Source organism: Bradyrhizobium campsiandrae, from assembly GCF_014529705.1.
GTDB classification, from domain to species: Bacteria; Pseudomonadota; Alphaproteobacteria; order Rhizobiales; family Xanthobacteraceae; genus Bradyrhizobium; species Bradyrhizobium campsiandrae.
The window spans coordinates 34,323-56,759 of record NZ_JAANIH010000024.1; the positions used below are offsets into that span (position 1 = coordinate 34,323).

The 22,437-nt window shown below is 64.4% G+C and carries 17 protein-coding genes; 4 read left to right on the forward strand and 13 right to left on the reverse strand.

Annotated features, from left to right (window positions below; translation table 11 throughout):
- Positions 1–44 precede the first annotated feature (44 nt).
- Positions 45–1,436: an aminobacteriohopanetriol synthase HpnO gene (hpnO, locus tag G8O24_RS19175; RefSeq protein WP_188101957.1), complete on the reverse strand. Its 1,392-nt coding sequence runs from the start codon at positions 1,434–1,436 to the stop codon at positions 45–47.
- A gap of 142 nt (positions 1,437–1,578) precedes the next feature.
- Between hpnO and G8O24_RS19180 the strand changes: the two genes are divergently transcribed.
- Complete coding sequence (locus G8O24_RS19180) at positions 1,579–2,208, forward strand: DUF2147 domain-containing protein (protein ID WP_188101960.1); 630 nt, start codon at positions 1,579–1,581, stop codon at positions 2,206–2,208.
- On the opposite strand, the gene hpnN is transcribed toward G8O24_RS19180, so the two are convergent.
- Positions 2,176–4,764: a hopanoid transporter HpnN gene (hpnN, locus tag G8O24_RS19185; protein WP_188101962.1), complete on the reverse strand. Its 2,589-nt coding sequence runs from the start codon at positions 4,762–4,764 to the stop codon at positions 2,176–2,178. The two genes, G8O24_RS19180 and hpnN, sit on opposite strands and share 33 nt — an antisense overlap.
- A 457-nt stretch (positions 4,765–5,221) precedes the next feature.
- Between hpnN and ispH the strand changes: the two genes are divergently transcribed.
- On the forward strand, positions 5,222–6,148 hold the full coding sequence (gene ispH / locus G8O24_RS19190; protein WP_188101964.1) for a 4-hydroxy-3-methylbut-2-enyl diphosphate reductase: 927 nt from the start codon (positions 5,222–5,224) through the stop codon (positions 6,146–6,148).
- 35 nt (positions 6,149–6,183) lie between these two features.
- Positions 6,184–7,344 (forward strand): adenosyl-hopene transferase HpnH, encoded by a 1,161-nt coding sequence (hpnH, locus tag G8O24_RS19195; RefSeq protein ID WP_188101966.1) that lies wholly within the window; start codon positions 6,184–6,186, stop codon positions 7,342–7,344.
- A gap of 171 nt (positions 7,345–7,515) precedes the next feature.
- Here the strand turns inward: hpnH and G8O24_RS19200 are convergent, their stop codons facing one another.
- From G8O24_RS19200 to G8O24_RS19225, 6 genes are all read right to left on the reverse strand, one after another.
- A complete protein-coding gene (locus G8O24_RS19200) occupies positions 7,516–9,171 on the reverse strand; it encodes a CopD family protein (RefSeq protein ID WP_188101968.1) in 1,656 nt (551 codons plus the stop codon).
- A gap of 7 nt (positions 9,172–9,178) precedes the next feature.
- Complete coding sequence (locus tag G8O24_RS19205; protein ID WP_188101970.1) at positions 9,179–9,541, reverse strand: copper resistance CopC family protein; 363 nt, start codon at positions 9,539–9,541, stop codon at positions 9,179–9,181.
- Positions 9,542–9,883: 342 nt separating this feature from the next.
- Complete coding sequence (locus G8O24_RS19210; protein WP_188101972.1) at positions 9,884–11,233, reverse strand: carbohydrate porin; 1,350 nt, start codon at positions 11,231–11,233, stop codon at positions 9,884–9,886.
- Positions 11,234–11,383: 150 nt separating this feature from the next.
- Positions 11,384–12,442 carry an ABC transporter permease gene (locus G8O24_RS19215; RefSeq protein WP_188101973.1) on the reverse strand — a complete coding sequence of 353 codons (1,059 nt, stop codon included), beginning with the start codon at positions 12,440–12,442 and terminating at the stop codon, positions 11,384–11,386.
- On the reverse strand, positions 12,439–13,965 hold the full coding sequence (locus G8O24_RS19220; RefSeq protein WP_188101975.1) for a sugar ABC transporter ATP-binding protein: 1,527 nt from the start codon (positions 13,963–13,965) through the stop codon (positions 12,439–12,441). The genes G8O24_RS19215 and G8O24_RS19220 overlap by 4 nt, the downstream gene beginning before the upstream one ends.
- Before the next feature lie 55 nt (positions 13,966–14,020).
- On the reverse strand, positions 14,021–14,983 hold the full coding sequence (locus tag G8O24_RS19225) for a sugar-binding protein (protein ID WP_188101977.1): 963 nt from the start codon (positions 14,981–14,983) through the stop codon (positions 14,021–14,023).
- A gap of 254 nt (positions 14,984–15,237) precedes the next feature.
- Here G8O24_RS19225 and G8O24_RS19230 point away from each other — a divergent pair, with 254 nt between their 5' ends.
- Complete coding sequence (locus tag G8O24_RS19230; RefSeq protein ID WP_188101979.1) at positions 15,238–16,506, forward strand: ROK family protein; 1,269 nt, start codon at positions 15,238–15,240, stop codon at positions 16,504–16,506.
- 76 nt (positions 16,507–16,582) lie between these two features.
- On the opposite strand, the gene G8O24_RS19235 is transcribed toward G8O24_RS19230, so the two are convergent.
- Genes G8O24_RS19235 through hpnC form a run of 5 tightly spaced genes read right to left on the reverse strand, consistent with a single transcriptional unit; the run spans position 16,583 to position 22,311 of the window.
- Complete coding sequence (locus tag G8O24_RS19235) at positions 16,583–17,395, reverse strand: phosphorylase (protein WP_244645905.1); 813 nt, start codon at positions 17,393–17,395, stop codon at positions 16,583–16,585.
- Entirely contained in the window at positions 17,329–19,281 is a 1,953-nt protein-coding gene (gene shc / locus G8O24_RS19240; RefSeq protein WP_188101983.1) for a squalene--hopene cyclase, read from the reverse strand. The genes G8O24_RS19235 and shc overlap by 67 nt, the downstream gene beginning before the upstream one ends.
- Positions 19,282–19,329: 48 nt before the next feature.
- The gene (gene hpnE / locus G8O24_RS19245; RefSeq protein ID WP_188101984.1) at positions 19,330–20,598 is read right to left on the reverse strand and encodes a hydroxysqualene dehydroxylase HpnE; all 1,269 of its coding nucleotides are present in this window, start codon (positions 20,596–20,598) and stop codon (positions 19,330–19,332) included.
- The gene (gene hpnD / locus G8O24_RS19250) at positions 20,598–21,437 is read right to left on the reverse strand and encodes a presqualene diphosphate synthase HpnD (protein ID WP_188101987.1); all 840 of its coding nucleotides are present in this window, start codon (positions 21,435–21,437) and stop codon (positions 20,598–20,600) included. Before hpnD ends, hpnE begins: the two co-directional genes overlap by 1 nt.
- A complete protein-coding gene (gene hpnC, locus G8O24_RS19255; protein WP_188101989.1) occupies positions 21,427–22,311 on the reverse strand; it encodes a squalene synthase HpnC in 885 nt (294 codons plus the stop codon). The genes hpnD and hpnC overlap by 11 nt, the downstream gene beginning before the upstream one ends.
- Positions 22,312–22,437: the final 126 nt, after the last annotated feature.

Genomic DNA, 22,437 nt, shown 5'->3' on the forward strand with positions numbered 1-22,437 from the left:
CGCTACGCTCGCAATGACGATTGCCGAGATACCGCGGCAAAAGATCAAGCCGACCTTCTCACCGCGTTGTCCACCAGCGTCTTGCCGAGCGACCAGATCGCGCCGGGGACCTTGTGGCTGCCGGCGATGACGTCGTCGAACGCCTTCTCGATCCAGTTGCAGTCTTCCTCGGTGATGGTGAGCGGCGGCAACAGCTTGATGGTGTGGCTGCCGTGGCCGGCGACCTGGGTCAGGATCTTGTGATCCTTGAACAGCGGCACGGTGATGAGCTGGCAGAACAGGCCCTTGTTGGCGGCCTCCAGCACGTTCCAGGACGCCCGCAGCCGAAGCGATTTCGGCGGCCCGAACTCGATGCCGATCATCAGGCCCTTGCCGCGGACTTCCTTCATCAGCTCGTAGCCCGGCACCATGCGCGTGAGCGCGAGGCGCAGCTCGGCGCCGCGCTTGGCGGCAGCCTCGATCAGCTTCTCGGACTCCATGACGTCGAGCGTGGCAATACCCGCAGCCATCGCGAGGTCGTTCTTCGAGAAGGTCGAACCGTGCACGACGGCACGATCCATCTGATTGAAGATCTTGTCGAAGATGCTCTTGCGCGTCAGCACGGCGCCGACAGGCACATGGCCGCCGGAGAGCGACTTCGACAGCAGCACCATGTCCGGCTCGACGTTCCAGTGCTCGACCGCGAGGAAGCGGCCGGTGCGGCCCATGCCGGTCTGGATCTCGTCGGCGACGAACAGCGTGCCGTACTTCTTGCAGAGTGCGGCCGCACCCGGCAGGAACTCGTCGGAGGGCATGTTGACGCCCTTGCCCTGGATCGGCTCGACGACGAAAGCGGCGACCTCACGCGAGGCCAGCGCCTTCTCGAGCGCAGCCAGATCGTTGAACGGAACCGCGGTGCAGCCCGGCAGCAGCGGCTCGAAGCCGGTACGGAAATTCGAATCCCCGGTGAGGGACAGCGCGCCATAGGTCAGGCCGTGATAGCCGTGGGAGCAATAGACGATACCGGGACGGCCGGTGGCGCCCCGCGCGAACTTGATCGCGGCCTCGACGCATTCCGCTCCCGAATTGGCAAAAAAGGCCTTGTCGAGATAAGGCACGTATTTCAACAGCCGCTCGGCGAGCACGCCGGCCAGCGTCGAGACGTCAAACTGGACCAGATTGGGCAGGTCGGCATCAAGCACGCTTTTCAGCGCCTCGCGCATGACCGGATGATTGCGCCCGATCGCAAACACGCCAAAACCGGACAAGAGGTCGAGATAACGCGCGCCCTCGCGGTCGTAGAGGTACTGCCCCTGCCCCTTCTGAAAGCCGACGTCGTAGCCGATGGTCTTGAGAACCCGGACGAACTGCTCGTTCAGGTACCGATTATGCAGGGTGCTGCGCTGGGCCTGGCGGTCCGCGAACAGCTGGGACATGTCTGGATTTGGACTGTTCATCCGCTACATACTTCGGTTGAGGGCCGCTTCGTCAACTGAAAACGGTCAGCAAACGGAAAAGGATCTGTGCGGCCTTTTGCCCTTTTTCGGACCATCTTCGCAAGCACAGCTTTAGACCATGTTGCACTGCCGAGGAACACATATGCGTTTGGCCATTTACACCGGAATAATACTGGCAGGTTACGCCGGCCTTACACCGGCGCTTGCCGCCGATCCCACGGGAGACTGGCGGGTCGCCGATGGCGTCGCCAATATCCGTGTCGCCCAATGCAATGGGAGCATGTGGGGCGCGGTTTCCTGGGAAAAGCAGCCGGGCGGCCGCGACGAGAACAACCCGGATGTCTCAAAAAAGAACAGGCCCACACTGGGCATGGCGACCCTGATCAACATGAAGAAGGTGTCCGGCGCCGAGCAATGGGAAGGTCAGGTCTACAACGCCAAGGATGGTCAGATGTATAGCGCGACCATCACGCCCACTGGCACCGATCAGCTCGAGATCAAGGGCTGCGTGCTGGGCTTCCTGTGCGGCGGAGAGACCTGGACCCGCGTCGGTCCGCCGATCCCCCCGAGCACTGCCAACGCCATGGCCAAGAGCGCGCCAAAAACCACCGGAACGGCGCCCAAGGCGGCACCCGCGCCGGCTGCCGCAGCACCTGTGCCGACGGCGGTCGCTCCGAAGAGTGCCACCGCGGCCAAGCCCGGTCAGAAAGGCGCCGCCGACCCCGTCGGCGATATCTGCCTACTGCCTGAGATTGCGGGGTTTGCCCATTAGGGCGGGCTGGAACAGCAGCACTGCGGCAAGCGTCGTCACCAGCGAGAGTGCGAGCAGCTTGCCCATGCTGGATGTGCCCGGATGGCTGGACAGCCACAGGCTGCCGAAAGCGGTGGCCGTGGTCAGTGCGCTGAAAAAGATCGCACGCGTCAGGCTGGTCTGAAGCAGATTCGTCCTGCCGGAGCGCCAGGCCACGACATAATAGATCTTGAAGGCAACGCCGACGCCGAGCAGCAGCGGGAATGCGACGATGTTGGCGAAGTTGAGCGGCAGGCCGATCAGCACGCAGATTTCGAGCGTCACCGCGCCCGCAACCAGAAGCGGCACCAGCGTCATCAGCACGTCGACGATGCGGCGCAGTGTGATCCACAGCAACAGGCCGATCACCAGCAGCGCATAGATGCCTGCATGGATGAACGCGTTCACCACGGTGTCGCCGGACTTCAGGATCGAAACCGGACCGCCGATCGCGGTCGGTTCGGCCTCGAGCACGGCTGCCGCGAACTTGCGCAAGGTATCGTTGTCGTTGGGATCGCCCTTCGGCTGAGCCTCGACGCGGATGATGCCGTCCTTGCTTTTCCAGGCGCTGACGAGGTCGGGCGGCAATGATTTAAGCGTGACCGGCTCGGCCTGCATCGCGTTCCTGAGCTGGTCGAACACGATCTTCATCGGCGTCACGAACACGTCCTGCGCCCTGTTGCGGGTCGCCTCATCGGAGTTGGCGAGCTTCTCCAGCGCGTCCGCAAGGCGGCGCGAGGCGACCGCGCCCGGCCCGTTGGCGTCACCTGCGGTGCGGCGGAGATTGTCGACCGAGGATTTCAGCGACTCGACGTTTTCCTGATCCGACGGCGCCGCGTCGACCTGATCCGGGTTCAGCGCGGGGTTCAGGATCTTGGCGCCCTGCGCGATCAGCTTCAGCTTCGGCTGCTGGTCCTCAGGCACGAAACTGTCCAGCGACATCACCCGCAGCACCTCCGGCACCTTCTCGAGCTTCGCCTCGACCTGCCTGGCCTGCTCTTCCGACCTGGTCATCACGTTGATGGCATTGGCGCCGGTGTTCGGATCCTTGCGCAGGTCGAGGAAGGTCGCGATCGATTCGGCCTTCGGGTTGCGCAGATTCATCGGATTGAAGTCGAACTTCATGAAGTAGAGCAGCGGCAGGCCCGCGACCGCGAGCAGCAGCGTGCCGCCGACGACCAGCACACGGTGCGTCTCCAGGAAATGATCGAGCGGCGCCAGGAAGGCGTAGCCAACCGGCTCCACCTCGCCGGGCGGGTTCAAAAGCTTCAAGAGGGCCGGCAGGACCGTGATCGAGGACAGGAAGGCCACCAGCATGCCGACACCGGCGATCTGGCCGAGCTCCGAGATGCCCTTGTATGCGGTCGGCAGGAAGCAAAGAAAGCCCGCCGCGGTCGCCATCGCCGCGAGCGACAACGGCACCGCCGAGCGTTTTGCCGCGAGCACCAGCGCACCGGTGAGATCGTCGTGCTTGTATCGCTCCGAGCGGTAGCGGACGCTGTACTGGATGCCGAAATCGACGCCGAGGCCGACGAACAGCACCGCGAAGGCGATCGACAGGAGATTGAGCGAGCCGACCATCATCAGGCCCGCAGCGGTCGTGATCGCCAGGCCGACGAAGAGATTGACGAACACCGCAAAGATGATCTTCGCGGAATGCAGCGCGAGCCACAGGATCACGAGCACGACGAGCACAGTGCCGACGCCGTTGACGACGGCGCCTTCCTGGACGGTGGCGTATTCCTCGTTGGCGATCGGAACCGGTCCCGTCAGCCGCACGCGCGCCTGATATTTCGTCGCGAAATCGAGATCGAGCGCAGCCTTGCGGATCGCGTCGGTCGCGCCCTTGCCGGGCTCCAGCGCGTTGTAATCAAGGATCGGCTTGAACTCGATGAAGGCCCGCTTGTCCGAATCCTTCAGAGGTTCGTCGCTGACGAGCTCGCGCCAGGAGAAGCTGGCATTGCCCTTGTTGAGCACGGTCTCGACCGTCTGCGCGATCTGGTTGAACGGCCGCTCGGTGTTGTCGAGCTTGACTTGGCCGCGCTTGACGCCGGCAAGCCCGGTCTCGAGCGCGCCGGTGAGGCCGCGGATCGAGGGATCGCCGGCCATGATCTCGATCAGGGGCGCTGCGGATTCGAACTGGCCGGTGATCTTGCCGACTTCCTCGGTCGGCAGGAACAACAGGCCGTTCTTCTCGAAGAACTCGCCGGTGCCGAGCTGCTGGATCGACTGGAATTCGGTCTTGTTGTCCTTCAGCCTGGCAAAGAGCGCATCGGCAGCCGCGGTCGCCATCTCCGGAGTCCTGGCCTCGACAACGGCGAGAATCGTGGCGTCGCGGTCGAAGGCGCGGTCGAATTGCTGGTCGCGCTGACGCCAGTCCAGATTCTGGGCAATCAGCGAATTGATGTCGGTGTTGATGGCGAAGTGCCGGGACGTGTAATAGCCCGCCCCCACCGCCAGCAGGAGCCCGAGAACGACGACGAGGGAGGCAAACCGGGTACAGGCCCTGACGATGGCAACGACTACGCTCTGCAGCACATCTTTTCTTTCTGGTGTTAACAGCTTGCCGGAAACGCCCGCTGTTTAGCGGAGTTCCCGGGCGAAACCTATTGCCGTTTTGGGTCGTTCCCGCCGGAACAAGGTTCGAGGTAAACGGCGAAAGAGCTTGGCAAAATCATGCGGGGCGGCCGGTATTGCCGCCGAGTTGAGGCGGCAAAGTGACGAAGGGGTGAGCAGGGAAATCGGCGTCTTGCGCGCCAGATGTGCTGTATTATAATACCTGCAATCAACCCGACGCGGACCTGCGGCTCGTTCCAACCTTTCCTTGTCGCCGATTTTTTGACACAAAGTGCTGTGCCTGCATGCGTCGGGGCCCGGAGGGGGTGGTCGGTTACCCGCGGTCGCGAACCAATGGTGCGGATATTGCAAATGCGCCCGTATCGGGGTGCCGCCGGGACAATTGAGCGATTGGTGCAACTTGCGTGATGGGCGTCCAATGGAAGTTTATCTAGCGCAGCCGCGCGGCTTTTGTGCCGGCGTGGTGCGCGCGATCGAGATCGTGGAGCGGGCGCTGGAGAAATACGGCCCTCCGGTCTACGTGCGCCACGAGATCGTGCATAACAAATACGTCGTCGAGAGCCTGAAGAACAAAGGCGCGATCTTTGTCGAGGAGCTGTCCGAGGTTCCGCCGAAGGCCGTCACCGTTTTCAGCGCCCATGGGGTTGCCCGCAGCGTCGAGGAGGAGGCTGCGGCCCGCGACCTTCCGGTGCTGAATGCCACCTGCCCGCTGGTCACGAAAGTTCACAATCAGGGGAAGCGCTACATCACCAAGGGCCGGACCCTGATCCTGATCGGCCACGCCGGCCACCCCGAGGTCGAGGGCACGATGGGCCAGGTTCCAGGTCCCGTTCTGCTGGTTCAGAGTGTCGACGAGGCCAAGGCGCTGACGCTGCCGGCCGATACGCCAGTGGCCTACATCACCCAGACCACCCTGTCGGTCGACGACACCAGGGGCATTATTGAGGCCCTTCAAGCCAAATTTACAGATATTCAAGGCCCAGACATCCGGGATATCTGCTATGCGACACAGAACCGCCAATCTGCGGTAAGGGACTTGAGCAAGCTGGTCGACGTGATCTTGGTGGTGGGCGCTGCCAATAGCTCGAACTCGAACCGGCTCCGCGAAATCGGCACTGAGGCCGGCGTCGCGAGTTATCTGATCGCCGATGGAAGCGAGCTCAATCCGGAGTGGTTGAAGGGTGCGAGGACCGTCGGCCTCACGGCCGGCGCCTCGGCGCCCGAGGTGCTGGTGGATGACGTGATCGAAGCGCTGCGGCGGATCGGACCGGTGACGGTCTCGGTGCTCCCGGGCCGCGAGGAAAACATCGAATTCAGGCTTCCGGCCGAGCTGGCTGCAAGCTGACCTACCCGAATTTCAAGCCCAGAAAGAAACGTGTAATGGCAATCCCCTTCTTCAAGGAAATGCGTATCGGCGGCTATTTGCTCAAGCAGAAACTGCTTGGCCGCAAACGCTATCCGCTCGTGCTGATGCTGGAGCCGCTGTTCCGCTGCAACCTCGCCTGCGTCGGCTGCGGCAAGATCGACTATCCGGATGCGATCCTCAACCGCCGCATGACCGCACAGGAATGCTGGGACGCGGCCGACGAATGCGGCGCGCCGATGGTTGCCATTCCCGGCGGCGAGCCGCTGATTCACAAGGAGATCGGCGAGATCGTGCGCGGCCTCGTCGCGCGCAAGAAGTTCGTCTCGCTCTGCACCAACGCGCTGCTGCTCGAGAAGAAGCTCGACCTGTTCGAGCCCTCGCCGTACCTGTTCTTCTCGGTGCATCTCGACGGCCTGCGTGACCACCACGACAAGGCGGTGTCGCAAGTTGGCGTGTTCGACCGCGCCGTCTCCGCGATCAAGGCGGCGAAGGCGCGCGGCTTCACCGTCAACGTCAATGCCACCATCTTCGACGGCCACCCCGCCGAGGAGATCGCCAAGTTCCTCGACCTCACCGTCGAACTCGGTGTCGGCGTCTCGATGTCGCCCGGCTACGCCTATGAGCGCGCGCCGGACCAGGAGCACTTCCTCAACCGCACCAAGACCAAGAAGCTGTTCCGCGACGTCTTTGCTCTGGGCAAGGGCAAGAAGTGGAATTTCATGCATTCCGGCCTGTTCCTCGACTTCCTCGCCGGCAACCAGGAATACGAGTGCACGCCGTGGGGCATGCCCGCGCGCAACATTTTTGGTTGGCAGAAGCCCTGCTACCTCCTGGGTGAAGGCTACGCAAAGACCTTCAAGGAGCTGATGGACACCACCGACTGGGAGACCTACGGCACCGGCAAGTACGAGAAGTGCGCCGACTGTATGGCCCATTGCGGCTACGAGCCGACGGCGGCGACCGCCGCCCTCAACAACCCGCTGAAGGCGATGTGGGTGTCGCTGCGCGGCATCAAGACCACGGGTCCGATGGCGCCGGAGATCGACATGTCGAAGCAGCGCCCGGCGCAGTACATCTTCTCGGAGCAGGTCCAGAAGAAGCTCTCCGAGATCCGCAAGGACGAAGCCGAGGCGGCCGCGGCGAAGGCCGCGCGAAAGGCTTCGACGGCGGCGTAAGCGCACGCGCACGCACGAACGAAAAGGCCCGGTCGCCGATGGCGACCGGGCTTTTTGTTTTGTCCGCTCAATCGCAACGCTGTCGTCGCCAACCGCGATGATGCGTTCGGCCACGGTCAGACGTCCTGGGCGGTGAGGCCGGATCAATACGGCGGATAAGAAACCAGGCGTTCAGGCTTCGCGGTAGTCCAGGAGGATCAGCCCGACCAGAACGAAAGCGACGGGCCAGATCCAGGCCGCGACCCGGTGGACCCGACCATCGAGACGCAATTCGAGCCAGCGCGCCCAGCCCGCGGCGACGCCGCACAACGCAAGCGGGGTATGACTCATCTCGATCAGAAGCTGATCCTTGATGTTGGCGATCGCGTGGGAATGCGTGAGCAGCAGGGCGCCGCCAAGCGCCGTCGTCAAGGGAAACACCAGCGCCGCCGGGCCCGCATTGCTGCCGCGCAGCCGGACGCGCCATTCGAACAGGCCGAACACGGCAATGAGCAGCACGAAGATGCGATGCTGTGCCACCTCCGGATCGCGAAACGACTCGAAGAAGCCGGCCGGCCCGAGCGGCCAGGCCTGTTCGTCGGCGCGGAAGAACAGGAAGGCGGCCATCCCGAGAAAGAGCAGCGGCCAGTGCCTTGCCCAGCGGCCCCAGCGAAAATGCTCGATCAGCGCCAGCAGCCCGATCAGCACCACGAAAACGCCGGCCCAGTGATGATTGTACTCCGACCAGGCGATGTCCTCGGCATTGCGCGGAAGGATCGTACCCTCGCCGGGAATGTAGGCGGCCTGTGCGCTTGCACGCCCGGCGTCGGCCAGGGTGATCTTCGCCTGGAGCTGCGCAACGGTGAGCTTGTCGTAATCCGGACTTGTCAGGCGCGGCAGCGATTGCGGGATGGCGCGCTCGACGATCTCCTGCCAGTTCAGGCGATCGTGGGCGAGATCGACGCCGGGCGGCAGTGACGTGAGGGACGCAGCCGCCAGGAGAACGGTGAGGCCGATGCCGATCTCGACCTCGGCGAAGCGCTTCAGGCGCAGGATCGGCGTCGAGGGGTCGCGGCGCAGCCGCTCGACGAGGAAATAGTTGCCGGCGCCGAGCGTCAGCAACATCAAGAGCAGCCCGACCTTTGCCAAGGTCATGACGCCATAAGCGGTGCCGTAGATCGCGTCGATGGAGCCGATGTAGTTGATAGCCATGACCAGGCCGCCTGCAACGATCGCCGCGACTGCGGCCATGGACATCAACGAATAGCGCCGTGCGATGAGACGCCAGTCGTCGGCGGCCTTGCAGCCGTTCAACGCGATGAGGAAATAAGGAAGACCTCCGATCCAGACGGACGCCCCCAGCATGTGGCCCGCGTCGGACAGCAACAGCGGCCAGCGCAAATCCGGCCGGCTGGCCGCATGTGTCAGTCGGGTCTGCATGGCGAGCGCGAGCAGGGAGAGCGCAAGAAGAGCCGCCGAACGCACCCTGTGTGCGGGTCCGTTCACCAGAACAGCGAGGCCCAATGCGCAAGCCGCAATGACCAGATCTGCCCGGCCGAAATCGGCACTGACCGCTTCGCTCCAAGGCAACTGGAGTGTGCCGACCAGCGCGGCTGCGTCGAGGGCCAGCGAGGCGATGGTGAGGAGCGCCCATGCAAAGGCGCTGAACCTCAGCAGCGTCCGGCATCTTTCCTCGATCACGAGGCCGCCGACGGAGAGCTTTGGCTGCAACGGCCCCCACAGCAACATCTGAAAGGCAAGACCGCCAAGCGTGAAGGACTGCGCGATCAGGGTCAGGCCCCGCAGGACCACCGACAGATAGCCGAAGATGTCGAGAAACAGATACAAGGCAGTGTCAGTGAACCGTGAATGGAATATCGCCTCGCGTGATGTGGCCGTCGACGCTCAACACCTGCCAGCGCAGGCGCCACGCGCCGCTCGACAGGCGCGTCGCTTCGGCGTTGAGCTCGTCGACGGGCGCATCGGCTGCAGGCGTCAGCGTTTGCGAGGTGCCGTCCGGAGCGAGCAGCGTCAGCTTGGAACGGGCATGATCGATCCGGCTGTTGAAGTGCAGGCGGATCGCGACGGCATCGCCGGACACGGTCGCGCCGGCGCTCGGCGCGGACGACAGGATGATGGCGTGGGCCAGGGATGCGTTGGAATGAGCAAGAAGCCAGATGGCCGAAAGGAAGATCGCGAACTGAAAGAACGCGCGCATGGTGCTCACTCGTGGTCGACAGCCGTTTCATCACCCGCCGCCTGCGGCGCGTGGTCTTTGCGTGGTGCTATGTTGGAACCAGATCGCTCCGCACAAGATGTGCGAAGGTCCGCGGCTCACGGAAAGACGCCGGCTGTTGCTCTTGCGACACACTTGAGCATCGAGACGAACGAGCGACCGGGGCGGAGGATCGAACCTCCGTGCCCGGCCTTCATGGTTCGCCCGCGAAATTCCGGGCATGCCCGTCGACGGGCATGCCCCACCCTTTTGCCATGAGGGAGAACAGCCGCGCAGTCTGCGCTAACGCGGCTCTTCAAGCCCGGATCATGGTCTGGCCTCACATCAGAAATGGACCTCGGTGCGCATGCCGAGAACCACGGCATTGTCGGTTTTCACGCCAGCGGCGTTGAAGCCGCGTCCGCCGGGATTGATCACATATTGCGCGTCGAATTTGAGGTTCATCCAGCCGGTCGCCTGCCATCCGTACCAGACTTCGAGCGGGACTTCGTTGCCGCCGGCGTTGGGGCTCAGCGCCGCCGAATTCACGTGGGTGGTGCCCACCGCGAAGCCGACTTCGTCCTGGGGACGCCAGGCGAACGTTCCGGTGTGCCGGAAGCCGCCCGCGATCTGGTAATCCTGGTACGACGTCCGGTGATCCGCAACGGTCGTATTGAGGAAGGTGTACCAACCCACCGCGCCCGGGCCGTCAACGGTCAAGCGCTGCACGATCGATTCGTAGACGCCGAAGCGGCCGCGCTGATCGCCGAGATTTTGATCCGGCACACCGCCGACGCCCGGGATGGTCGCGATGATTCCCGGAAGGCCACCGTCGATCGTCGAGGCGCTGTCATACCAGCCGCCGAGTCTCCATGTCCCGTTCAGCGGGCCTTTGGGAGCCCAGACCAACTCCACCGGCACCAGCACGCCGCTGGCCGGACTCGAGTGAGGTACGCCCGGCAGGAAATAGACCGTCGGATCGTCCGTCGTCAGATAATTCGGGTTGGCGTCGTAGACGCCGACCGAGATCGTGAACTCCGGCGCGATCTTGTAGTGGGCGACGCCGGCCCACTGGCTCACCGGCCAGTTGTAGATGTAGCCGCCCTGGATGTTGCCGGGCTGGCCGCCGCAGAAGGTCAGGTTGATGAACTCGCACAGGCCGAAGAAGAAGTCGGAGCCGACAGGCAGACGGCCGCCCTTGACTTCAAGGCGATCGTCGAAGAGCTTCTGTGAGTAGTAGAGCTGCGTCAGGCGCAGAATGTTGCCGCGGCCGAACACTTCGTTGGTCAGCTGCAAGGCGGGAATGCCCGCCTGGTCATTCAGGTTGCGCCCGAAGCGATCGACCAGCGTCAGGCCGATGGTGCCGCCCTGGATGCCGGCAAGCTTCCCCATGTCGAATTTCGCGCCGAACCACAACTGACCGGCATTGGCTGCCGTATTCTTGCTTCCGCCCGTGACGTTGCCGACGGATTCGTTACCCAGCGTCAGGCCCAGCTCGATGCCCCGCTCCTTCAGCTTGGTCCTGCCGAGATCGCCGAACAGATAAGGCCGCGTCCAGAAATCATCGGTTTCAGCATAAGGAACGGGCGCAGCTTTCGTCACCATATCCGCCGCATGCACTCCACCAGCCATCAGCGATGACAAAGCAACCCCCACACCGCACGCACATGCGGTGTTTACAAACCTGCGCAACATGTTTTTCGTCCTCCCGCCGTTTCGGGCTTTGTCATTCTTGCCTCACGCTCCTGCCAAGCCCTCGAGCCTGGAGCGTGCTCCTTCTCCAGCACACGATCACAGCCGCGCGCCCACCAAGCGGCTGTGTGTGTCGACTGGAGCCTGGATCCGTCATGCCTGGTCGCCCGTTCGCGCCGGCAGCGCGTCCACGCCGCGCGGTGCCGCGCCCTGCTGTCCTTCGAATGCCGATCTCGGCGCCGTGCGGGCGAGACCTGCCAGCGCCATCTTGCGCCGCCGCCGGGCCTGCAACTGATGATCCGCCAGCACGCCGATCAGAATCACCGTCCCCATCACCGCGAAGTTCAGGGAATTGGGGATGCCGAGGATGTTCACGAGGTTCTGCAGGACCTGCAGCAGCGCAGTCCCCAGCACGATTCCGAGAATGGAGCCTTCGCCGCCGCGCAGGCTGCACCCGCCGAGGACCGCAGCCGCGATCGCGTAGAGTTCATAGAAATTGCCGAAGGAGCTTGGAGACACCGAGTTCGTGTAGAACACGAACAAGACCGTCGAAACGCCGGCGAGCCCACCGCTGATGATATAGGCGGTCGCGATCACCATGTTGGTGTTGATGCCGGAGAAGCGCGCCGCCTCCTCGTTCTTGCCGACGGCATAGAGCCAGCGCCCGTAGACCGACCGGTGCAGCAGCATTCCGAGGACGAGCGCAAGGATGATGAGAAGGATAAAGGTGTTCGGGATGCCTGCCACATGGCCGGAGGCGATGCTGCTCAGCGTCGCAGCCTCGTCGCCATAGCCGAAGCCACGTGTGGAGTCGGACGTGTAGTAGCGGGCGGCGCCGCGATAGATCAGCAACCCGCACAGCGTCACGATGAAGGGCTGCATCTTCAGCCGGGTGACGAGGAAGCCCTGAATTGCTCCCAGCAGCAGCCCGCCCAGCAATACGACCAGCAGCGCCAATGGCCAGGGAACCTGATACGTCGTCAGAAGGTCGATGAACACGACACCGAGCAGCGCGAACATCGAGCCGAGCGAAAGGTCGATGCCGCCGGTGATGATCACGAGCCCCTCGCCAAGGGCGAACACACCGAACAGGCCGATCAGGTTGGCCATGTTCAGCAGGTTCACCAGCGACAGGAAGGCCGGATTGATCACGCCCGTGACGGCGGAAATCACCAGGAGCAGCAAACCCAGGCCGAGTTCTTTCTTGTTCATGGTGCAGCCGCTTCCACGGCTTCCGGCGTCTGGCCGATCGCAAGCTGCAGCACGTTGTATTCACTGAACTGCGGACGCTCCAGCACGCCGCTGACACTGCCTTCATGCATCACCGCGATCCGGTCGGAGACGCCGATGACTTCTTCCATGTCCGAGGAAATCATCACGATCGCGACGCCCTTGTCGGCGAGCTCGCGCATCAAGGCGTAGATCTCGCTCTTGGCGCCGACATCGACGCCGCGGGTGGGCTCGTCGAAGAACATCACGCGCGGCTGCATCGAAAGCCACTTGCCCAGCACGACCTTTTGCTGGTTGCCGCCGGAGAGCGTCACGGCCTCCATGTCGATGCTCGGCACCTTGATGGAAAGACGCCTCACTTGCTCTTTTGCGACCTTGCGTTCCGCCGGGCCGCTCACGAGCCACATCCGCGCATAATTCAGCAGGCTGGCCAGCGTCACGTTCTCCCGGATCGGCAGCTCCAGCACGAGGCCGGATTTCTTGCGGTCTTCCGGCATCAGATAGATGCCTTGCCTGATCGCGTCGCGCGGCGTTGCGACCTCGACCGGCGCGTCGTCGATCCTGATCTCGCCGCCCAGCGGCGGGTCAATGCCGAACGCCGCGCGGGCAAGAGACGTGCGACCGGCGCCGACGAGCCCTGCCAGCCCGAGTATCTCGCCATGCCGCACGGAAAGATCGACCTGCCGGTCGGGAAAGGCCGATGTCACGAGGCCGACGATGTCGCAGCCACCCGGCTGCGGTGGCCGCTTCGGCGCCGTATGCAGCGCCTTCAGGTCGCGACCGATCATCAGCCGGATCATTGCGGCATGGCTCAGCCCGTCCCGCGCCAGCTCTCCCACCGTGCGTCCGTCGCGCAGCACCACGACACGGTCGGCACAAGTCATGATCTCGCCGAGCCGGTGAGAGATGTAGATCACCGAGATGCCGTGCGCCTTCAGGTCGGCGATCACGTCCAGCAGCCGTTCGGTCTCCGAAATCGTCAGGCTGGAGGTCGGCTCGTCCATGATGATCACGCGGGCGTCGATCGAGAGCGCCTTGGCGATCTCGACGAGCTGGCGCTCGGCGATCGACAGATTGTCGACCAGCGTGTCCGGAGTGAAATCGGCCCCAAGCCGCTCGAGCAGCGGCGTCACGCGGGCGCGCATCTGTGCATCATCCACCAGCTTCAGCGGGCCGCCGACAAGTCGCTCCCGTCCAATGAAGACGTTCGCGGCAACGTCGAGATTTTCGAAGAGGTTCAGTTCCTGATGCACGAAGGCGATGCCGGCCTGCGTCGCCTCGTTCACCGTCAGCCGGTCGTGCTCGGTGCCGCCGATGCGGATCACACCCTTGGTCGGCGCGATCACGCCACCCAGCACGCGCATCAGCGTGGATTTGCCGGCGCCGTTCTCGCCGATCAAGCCCAGCACCTCGCCGCGATACACATGCAGGCTGACGTCGTCGAGGGCCATGACTCCGGGATAGGACTTGCTGATCCCGGCGAGCTCGAACAGGGTTTCGGCCATTCGTTCCTCCCGCACGACGCCCGACTGTGCCAGCCGGGCGTCGAAGGCGCTGACGTTACTTCTTCAGCAGCGCCTTCAGGTTTGCGGTGAATTCCGCGACATTGGACTTGCTGATCACTTGAGTAGGCACGATCAGCTTGCCGTCAGCCGGGATCCAGGACTTGTCGCCGTTCAGCGTCTTGATGATGTTGGTGGCGGAGAGATACCCGAATTCGTACGGCTGCTGCACGACAGTGGATTCGATTGTCCCGTCGGATATTCCCCGCAGCGTGCGCTGGTCCTCGTCGAAGCCGACGATTTTCACCTTGCCGGCCTTGCCCGCCGCCTTGACCGCGTCATAGATCAGCGGCGTCTCGTAGCTCCAAAGGCCGGACAACAGCGCAATGTCGGGATATTTGACGAGCACGTTTTCCATGTTCGCCTTGGCCTTGGCGAAGTCGACCTGATCGGTGAACACGTCGACCAACTCGACCTTGGTGCCGGCAATCGCGTCCTTGATCCCCTGCACCCGCTCGCGGGCGTTGTCCGCGTCCATCGTGCCGACGAACAGCGCGATCTTGCCGCCGTTCGGCAGCGCCTTCTTGATCTCCTCGCCTGCCTGCCGCCCGGCCGCGACGTTGTCGGTGCCGATATAGGCAAGGCGCTTGCTCTGCGGCGCGTCGCTGTCCGTCGAGATCAACACGGTCTTGGCCGCAACCTTGTTGAGCTGCTCGGTCGCATGAGGCGCATCGTCGACCGAGATGGAGATGCCGGCGACGCCGCGCACCAGAAGGTCGTCCAGCTCACGCCGCTGGCCGGCCGCCGTGCCCTCGTTGGTGACGATCAATTCGATATTGTAGTCCGGGTGCTCCTTCTGGGCCTTTTCGAGCCCACGACCGGCGATGGTCCAGAAATCGGCCGCAACGTTGGTGACGAGCGCGATGGTCTTCTTCTGCTGGGCCTGCGCCATATCAGGCGCCATTGCGAACGCGGCAGTCGCGAGCAACGGCACTAGCAATTTCTTCATCAATCCGTTCATCTGCACCTCCCTTTGCCCCCTGACGGGGGATTTCCCGGCGCTTTTGCGCCCTATTTTATTCACGTAGAGAAGAAATGTCGCAGAGCAAAAACACCAAAAACAGGATGTACTGGCTCTCTCTTCAAGCGGAAATAGTACATGAGGTATGATAATAGTAAATATGGCCCGCAAACGGAGCCGTATGGTTGTGCCTTTCTGGTCACACTACCCTTCTGCCTCTAAATTAATTTCACGTAATAAATTAAAGAGACAACATGGTTGACCCAATCGAGCCACCGAGACGCGCCTCAAGCATCGGCCGCGGCTCCAACCGCGGCCGCCTGGTCGAAGTCTTACGGCGCCAGGGACCATTGCCGCGCGTCGAGCTGGCCCGGAGCACGGGATTGAGCTTCCCCGCCATCTCAGGCCTGACGTCGCGACTGATCGCGGAAGAGTTGCTGCGCGAGACCGAAGCAGCGGCAACCTCATGGTCCGACGACACGGATGAGGACGATACGGACGGGCTGAACGGCCGCCGCCGCGGCCGGCCCGCCGTGCTGCTGACGCTGAACCCGGAATTCGGCCGCATCATTGCGATCTCGCTGCGCATGAATCTGATTGAAACGCTGATCGCGGATTTCAGCGGCTCGAGCCTGGCGCAATCGCGGCTCGAAATCGCGACGCGGGCTCTCGATGCAGGCGCGTTGTGCGATCTCGTGATTGCGCAGATCGATGCGATGCTTGAAGCAACCGCCACACCGCGCCATCGCCTGCTCGGAATAGGGATCGCCCTCCAGGGCATCGTCAACGCGGACACCGGCCGGCATCTCTGGAGTCCGGCGCTGTCCGTCACCGATGTCGATCTGGTGACGCCGGTGCGCCAGGCTTTCGACGCCGAAGTCGTGATGGCGAATGACGCCGTCGCGGTTGCGCTCGCCCTCACCGCCGCAGAGCCGTCGCTGGCGCAGGGCCTCTCGGCCACGATCATGGTCGGCCACGGCGTCGGCATGGGCGTCGTGGTCGACGGTGAAGCGCGCTGGGGCGCCGGCGCCGGCAGCGAGATCGGCCACATCAAATTGGGATCGAACGGACCGCAATGTCGCTGCGGCCAGCGCGGCTGCATCGAGGCCCATCTCGCCGATTATGCGCTCTACCGCGACGCCCGCACCTTTCTCGACCTGCCGCCGGCAGCGGCGCAACAGCCTTCCGAGGCGCAGATGGCCCTCCTGCGCGAGCGAGCGCGCAGCGGCGATTCCCGCCTCGAGCACGTCTTCCAGCAGGCCGGTCGTGCCCTTGCCGAGGCGGTCGCGGCAACGATATCCGTGCTGCGCCCGCATCACGTGATCCTGGCGGGACCCGGCCTGCAGGCCTTCGACATGATGCGCCGCGCCTATGAGGAGCGGCTCGAGCAAGCGGTGCTGCCCTGGCTGCTCAAGTCCACGGCGATCTATCTGCGTCCCAGCGAGGCGGCGGCCATCGTCGAGGGCATGATGCGGCGGACGCTGTTTGTGGTGGACCGCAACCGCATGGAGGCGACCGAGTGAGCACGGCCGCCCAAACCACACAGCAAAAGGCCCGGTCGCCCACGCGACCGGGCCTTTGTTTTATCGCATCAACAGGTCAGGCCGCCTTGGAGACCAGGGCCTCGCTGTCGATGAGCTCGGTGCCGATCAGATAGTCGCGGCAGCCGCGCAAAGACCGCAGCGCGCGGTTGAAGTCGATGCCGGTCGAGACCAGGGCATGCAGCATCGCCGGGTTGCGCACGATGCCGCGCAGCACGGCGGCGAGGTCGATCTGGCCGTTCGGCTTGATGGCGGCGCGGGCGATGGCCGGCAGCGCGCGATGGGCGGGATCGCTGATGACGCGGACCGCGGCGAACGGCAAGCCGGCTTCGGCGGCGTAGGCCGCGGCGATGTGGCTTTCCATGTCGACGGCGGAGGCGCCGGTCTCGGAATGCAGCGCCGCCTTGCAGGAGCTCTTCGTGACCACCTCCTCGGCGCCGGCGAGGCTGCCGCGCACGACGCGGCGGCGACCTGACGTTAGGCGGTCGATGAGGTCGTCGCCGAGCGACAGGCCGGCGGCCCAGCGGGCGTCGCCGGCGAGCACTTCGGTCGCCAGCACGACGTCACCGGAGCGCAGCGTCGGGTCGAGCCCGCCGGCCACTCCGAACGAAATCACGCCGCGAATCGTCTCGGGATCGACCACGGTCAGCAGCGCCCGCAACTGGGTCGGGCTGCTGGATGAACAGATGACCGCCATTCCGGGCCCGGCCGCAATGCGGGCCTCCTGGACCAAACCGGTCACAATCAATATCGGCCGCGGGTCGATGGCATTGCCCGCGGTAGCGTAGTCCCCCGTCCCCAAAGTCACATCCCGACCCCTACCACCCTGCTGTTGGTGTTCCGCAAGTTCCGATACCGCGCCAGCGCCCATAGCGGAAAGAACTTCGGGTAACCATGATATCGCAAATAGAATACACGCGGAAAGCCTGTGGCGGTGTAGCGCTGCTCGTCCCACAGCCCTTTTTTGTTCTGTGTTGCAATCAGGTACTCCACCCCGCGGGCGACGGCCGGGTGATCAACCTCGCCTGCCGCCATCAGCGCAAGCAAGGCCCATGCCGTTTGCGAGGCGGTCGAGGGAGCCGATTCCCAGCCCTGGTAATCCAGCCGGTAGCTGACCGCGTCCTCGCCCCAGCCGCCGTCCTTGTTCTGGATCGAGGCGAGCCAGGCCGCGGCCTTCCGGATCATGGGATCGGTGTGGTCGACGCCGGCCATGTTGAGGGCGCAGAGCACCGACCAGGTCCCATAGATGAAGTTCATGCCCCAGCGGCCATACCAGGACCCCTCGGGGTGCTGGGTCTTCCTGAGATAGGCAACGCCATCGGCGACGTGCTTGCTGGTTGTCTCGGTCTCGCCGAGCTGGCCCAGCATGGAGATGCAGCGCGCGGTCACGTCCTCGGTCGGCGGATCGAGCAGCGCGCCGTGGTCCGAGAACGGGATGTTGTTGAGGTAATATTCGAAATTGTTGACGTCGAAGGCGGCCCAGCCGCCATCGTCGCTCTGCATGCCCTCGATCCACTCGCGGGCCCGGTCGATCGCGGCGTCGTAGCCGGCGATGCCGTGCTCCTTGCGCATGCGATCCATCGACATCACCACGACGGCGGTGTCGTCGAGGTCGGGGTAATGGGCATTGTTGTACTGGAAGGCCCAGCCGCCGGGGCGCACGTCCGGCCGCTTCACCGCCCAGTCGCCCTTCACCGTGAGCTCCTGCTTCGGGATCAGCCAGTCAAGGCCCTGCCTCGCCGCTGGCACCGCCTTGTCGCCGCCGGCCTCCAACAGCGCATGTGCCGTCAGCGTCGTGTCCCACACCGGCGAGACGCAGGGCTGGCAATAGGCCTCCTCGCCGTTGATGACGAGCAGCTTGTCGAGACCGCGCCGCGTCGTGGCGCGCGGCGGATAGTTCTCATCCTTGCCGAGCGCGTCGTACATCATGACGATGTTGGCCATCGGCGGATAGATCGCGCCCATGCCGTCCTCACCGTTGAGGCGCTCCTCGGTGAAAGCGAGCGCCGCGTCGATCGCGCGTTGGCGCAGGCTCTTCGGAAACATCGGCTCGATGACGCGCAGGATCGCATCGAGCGAACGGAAAAGCAGGAACCACGCCAGGCTCTGATGCGGCGCCTTCGCGGTCATGCCGATCGTGCGCGGGTCCTCCAGGAAGAGCTCGTCGATGCCGACGCCCTTGGGATTGCGCGCGCGCGGCTTCAGCGCCGCGAGCACCAGGAGCGGCACCATGGTGGTGCGGGCCCAATAGGAGATCTTGTTGAGGTGGAACGGCGACCAGAATGGCAGCAGCACGATCTCGACCGGCAACACCGGCACCGCGCGCCAGGTCAGCACGCCGAACATCGCCAGCGTGAAGCGGGTGAAGACGTTGCTGTGGACGGCACCGCCGCGCGAACGGATCGCCTCGCGCGCCCGCACCATGTGCGGGGCGTCGACGGAATCGCCGATCATCTTCAGCGCGAAATAGGCCTTCACGCTGGCGCTCATGTCGAAGGCGCCGTCATGCACCAGCGGCCAGCCGCCATGGGCGCCCTGGATGCGGCGCAGATAATTGCCGATCCTGGCCTCGAGCTGCGCATCGACCGGTTCGCCGAGATGATGCCGCAACAGCACGTATTCCGCCGGGATGGTGGCGTCGGCTTCGAGCTCGAACACCCAATGGCCGTCGGATTGCTGCAAGCCGAGCACGCCTTGCGTGGCCGACGCAATGCTCGATTCCAAAGCTTCGCGGCTGGTCGTGTCCACCGAATCCATGTCGCTCGATTGCTCCTGACGTCGATTGAATATGACCGGCATTGCCCGTCAGGGCCGCTTTGCGGCGAGAACCAGATCGGCCGCGCGGTCACCTGACCGGACCGATCCCTCGATCGTTGCAGGCAATCCCGTAGCAGTCCAGTCGCCGGCAAGGAACAGGTTTTTCAGCGCAGTGACCGGCCCCGGACGCAGGGCGTTCTGCGCCGGCGTCGCCGCAAATGTGGCGCGGCGCTCGCGTACGATCTGCCAGGGGGGCAATGGAGGGGGCATTTCGCCGGAAACACCGCCCGCCTTGCAGACGTCATTCCAGATCGCCTGCGCCAGTTCCTCGCGCGGCATGTCGACCAGACGATCGCCGTTGCTGATGGTGACGGACAGCCGGTTCGGGAAGGCAAACAGCCATTCCACGACGCCGCCGATGACGCCGAGGATCGGCGCTGAGCCCGCCGGCGGTTCAAAGCGGAAATGTGCGTTGACGATGGCGCGGAATTCGGTCGGCGCCGTCAGGCCCGGCAGCAGGCTCGTCGCGGCGCGCGGCGGCACCGCCATCACGATCATGTCGCCCGCAGCCAACTGGACCACGTCCTCGCCGCCGAAGTTCAGCGCGGTGACCTTGCCTTCGGTGGCGACGAAGGAACGCAGCTCATGGCCGAGCTGAACGGTGTGGCTACGCTCGGTGAGGAATTTTACGGCAGGCTCGATCAGCACGGCACTGAGGCCATCGCGCGCGATCAGCGGGCGGCAGGCCTGCCCGCCCGCGAGCAGCGTCTCCCGCACGATCGCGCCGGCAAGCCCGGCCGAGCCCTCGGGCGGATCGACGTTGAGCGCGGCCAGCAGCAGCGGCTGCACCAGGCGCTGATAGAGAATGCCTTCCGTCGGAATGGATTTGCCGACCAGCGTCCGTTCCGACGCCCAGATCAGCGGCGCCAGCTTGAGATAGTCGGTAAGGCCCGTATCAGGGACGCGGCGGCCCTCGTCGAACACCCAGGTCGGCAGCCGGCCGTTGCCGAGATCGATCTGCCAGCGCTGCCCGGTCTTGATGTCGACGAAGGGAAACTGAGCGCTGTCAGGGCCGACCAGGCCGGCCTCGGTGCCGATCGCGCGCGCATAGGCGCGCGCGTGGCTGTTGCCCGACAGCAGCAGATGATTGCCGTTGTCGATGGTGAGATTGGTGGCGCCGTCGAAATAGGAGCGGCAGCGGCCGCCGGCCTGGTGGGTCGCCTCGTGCACGGCGACCTTGAAGCCGGCATTGGCGAGCCGCACAGCGGCGGAGAGGCCGGAAATTCCAGCGCCGATGATGTGAGCTGTGTTTTGCATCAGATAAAAGCGTAGCGGAACAGGATCGCGAAGCGTGTGATCTTGGACACACGCACCGGCTGGCGCGGCGCGTTGAAGCCGCGGGCGATCAGGAGGTCAAGAATGGCGTGGTAATATTTCGACATGATCCGCGGCGCGCGCACGACGCGGCGCTTGTTGCGGTTCATGATCTCGTCCGCCTTCTCGAAATGCGCCTTCGCGCGCTGCGTCAGCGACAGGCACACTTTCGGCAGCGCGCGTTCGGCGATCACGCGGCTCGGATCGTTGGAGGTGATGCCGGCATGCAGCAGCGCTTCGCGCGGCAGATAGAGCCGGCCGAGGCCCGCATCCTCGTCGATGTCGCGCAGGATGTTGGTGAGCTGGAGCGCGCGGCCGAGATGATGGGCGAGCAGGATGCCGTCCTCTTCCGGCAGGCCGAACACCCGCACCGACAGCCGTCCGACGGCGCTGGCGACGCGGTCGCAATAGAGATCGAGCGTCGCCATGTCGGGCGCGCGGATGTCCTGCGGCACGTCCATCTCCATGCCATCGACGATGGCAAGGAAATCTTCGCGCTTCAGCCCGAACGTCTTCACCGAGGCGACATAATCCTTCAGCCGCGGCGGCGGATTGCCCTGGTAGAGCGCGTCGATGTCGTTGCGCCACTCTTGAAGCGCGGCAAGCCGCTCGTCGCGCGGTCCGTCGGAATCGGCGATGTCGTCGACCTGGCGGCAGAAGCTGTAGATCTGGAACATCGCCTCGCGCTGGTCGCGCGGCAGAATGCGCATCGCAGCGTAGAAGGAGCTGTTCGATGCGGACGAGCCATAATTGGCGCCGGGCGCGGTCGCCTCAAGCGTCATGGGCGGTCCCCGGTCTCGAGATGGCCTTGCGGCCGATCGCACGGCGGCCGAGCTCTCCGGCGATGCCGGCAAGGCTGAAGGTGAGCAGTTCGAGCTTGTTCAGATGCACGCGCTCGCGCAGGGGATCGCGCACCTTCAAGAGGCGCACGATGCGGTCGGCGTAAGCCTGGATCACCGCGACGTCGACGCCGAGGCGAACATCCCGGATTTCCGCAGCCAGCGACCTGCCCTCATTGAGCAGAGCTTCGTTGCGCGCCGCGAGGCCCTGAAGGCAGGCCAGCATCGCCGGCGGCGACTGCGCCAGGCCGAGCTGCTCAACCGAGGCGCCGCTTGCGGCCAGCGCGTCGCGCGGCAGATAGACCCGATTGAGCTCGCGAAAATCCTTGCCGCAATCCTGGAGGTGGTTGTTGATCTGCAGGCCCGCGCAGAGCGCGTCCGACGCAGCCCAGGTCGAGGTCGCCTCGCCATGGACATCGAGCATGAAACGCCCGACGGGCATCGCCGAATAGCGGCAATAGTGGATGACCTCGTCCCAGGTCTCATAGCGCAGCTTGGTCACGTCCATGCGGAACGCGATGAGCACATCGAGCGCGTGGCGGGGCGCCATGCCGCGCTCGGCCAGCGCACGCCGCAGCGCGACGGCCTCCGCCTGGGTGTCGCCCTTGCCGAGCAGTTCCGCCTCGAGCAGGTCGAGGTAGCGAAGCTTTTCGTCGGCCGGCAGGGTGGCGTGGTCGGCGATGTCGTCGGCGGTCCGGACGAAATTGTAATAGGCCAGGATCAGCGCGCGATGACGCGGATGAATGATCCAGGACGCGACGGGAAAATTCTCGTCGCGGTCACCCTTGCCGGATCGCAATTCGCTCGCAGAGGTCATCGAGGGCTGATCAACAATCGTTTGGACAGAAAGGGCTTTTGCGCTCGCGGGCTGATGCCGGCGACGCCGCCGCGGCCCCCATATAGGGGAATACGGCCGCAAAACCAATCCTGTCGCGCGATGGCA

Bases quoted from the DNA above. Each gene is read 5' to 3' on its own strand.
- hpnO (WP_188101957.1), bottom strand. From the start codon at position 1,436: ATGAACAGTCCAAATCCAGACATGTCCCAGCTGTTCGCGGACCGCCAG.
- G8O24_RS19180 (WP_188101960.1), top strand. From the start codon at position 1,579: ATGCGTTTGGCCATTTACACCGGAATAATACTGGCAGGTTACGCCGGC.
- ispH (WP_188101964.1), top strand. From the start codon at position 5,222: ATGGAAGTTTATCTAGCGCAGCCGCGCGGCTTTTGTGCCGGCGTGGTG.
- hpnH (WP_188101966.1), top strand. From the start codon at position 6,184: ATGGCAATCCCCTTCTTCAAGGAAATGCGTATCGGCGGCTATTTGCTC.
- G8O24_RS19205 (WP_188101970.1), bottom strand. From the start codon at position 9,541: ATGCGCGCGTTCTTTCAGTTCGCGATCTTCCTTTCGGCCATCTGGCTT.
- G8O24_RS19210 (WP_188101972.1), bottom strand. From the start codon at position 11,233: ATGTTGCGCAGGTTTGTAAACACCGCATGTGCGTGCGGTGTGGGGGTT.
- G8O24_RS19215 (WP_188101973.1), bottom strand. From the start codon at position 12,442: ATGAACAAGAAAGAACTCGGCCTGGGTTTGCTGCTCCTGGTGATTTCC.
- G8O24_RS19220 (WP_188101975.1), bottom strand. From the start codon at position 13,965: ATGGCCGAAACCCTGTTCGAGCTCGCCGGGATCAGCAAGTCCTATCCC.
- G8O24_RS19225 (WP_188101977.1), bottom strand. From the start codon at position 14,983: ATGAACGGATTGATGAAGAAATTGCTAGTGCCGTTGCTCGCGACTGCC.
- G8O24_RS19230 (WP_188101979.1), top strand. From the start codon at position 15,238: ATGGTTGACCCAATCGAGCCACCGAGACGCGCCTCAAGCATCGGCCGC.
- G8O24_RS19235 (WP_244645905.1), bottom strand. From the start codon at position 17,395: ATGGGCGCTGGCGCGGTATCGGAACTTGCGGAACACCAACAGCAGGGT.
- shc (WP_188101983.1), bottom strand. From the start codon at position 19,281: ATGGATTCGGTGGACACGACCAGCCGCGAAGCTTTGGAATCGAGCATT.
- hpnE (WP_188101984.1), bottom strand. From the start codon at position 20,598: ATGCAAAACACAGCTCACATCATCGGCGCTGGAATTTCCGGCCTCTCC.
- hpnD (WP_188101987.1), bottom strand. From the start codon at position 21,437: ATGACGCTTGAGGCGACCGCGCCCGGCGCCAATTATGGCTCGTCCGCA.
- hpnC (WP_188101989.1), bottom strand. From the start codon at position 22,311: ATGACCTCTGCGAGCGAATTGCGATCCGGCAAGGGTGACCGCGACGAG.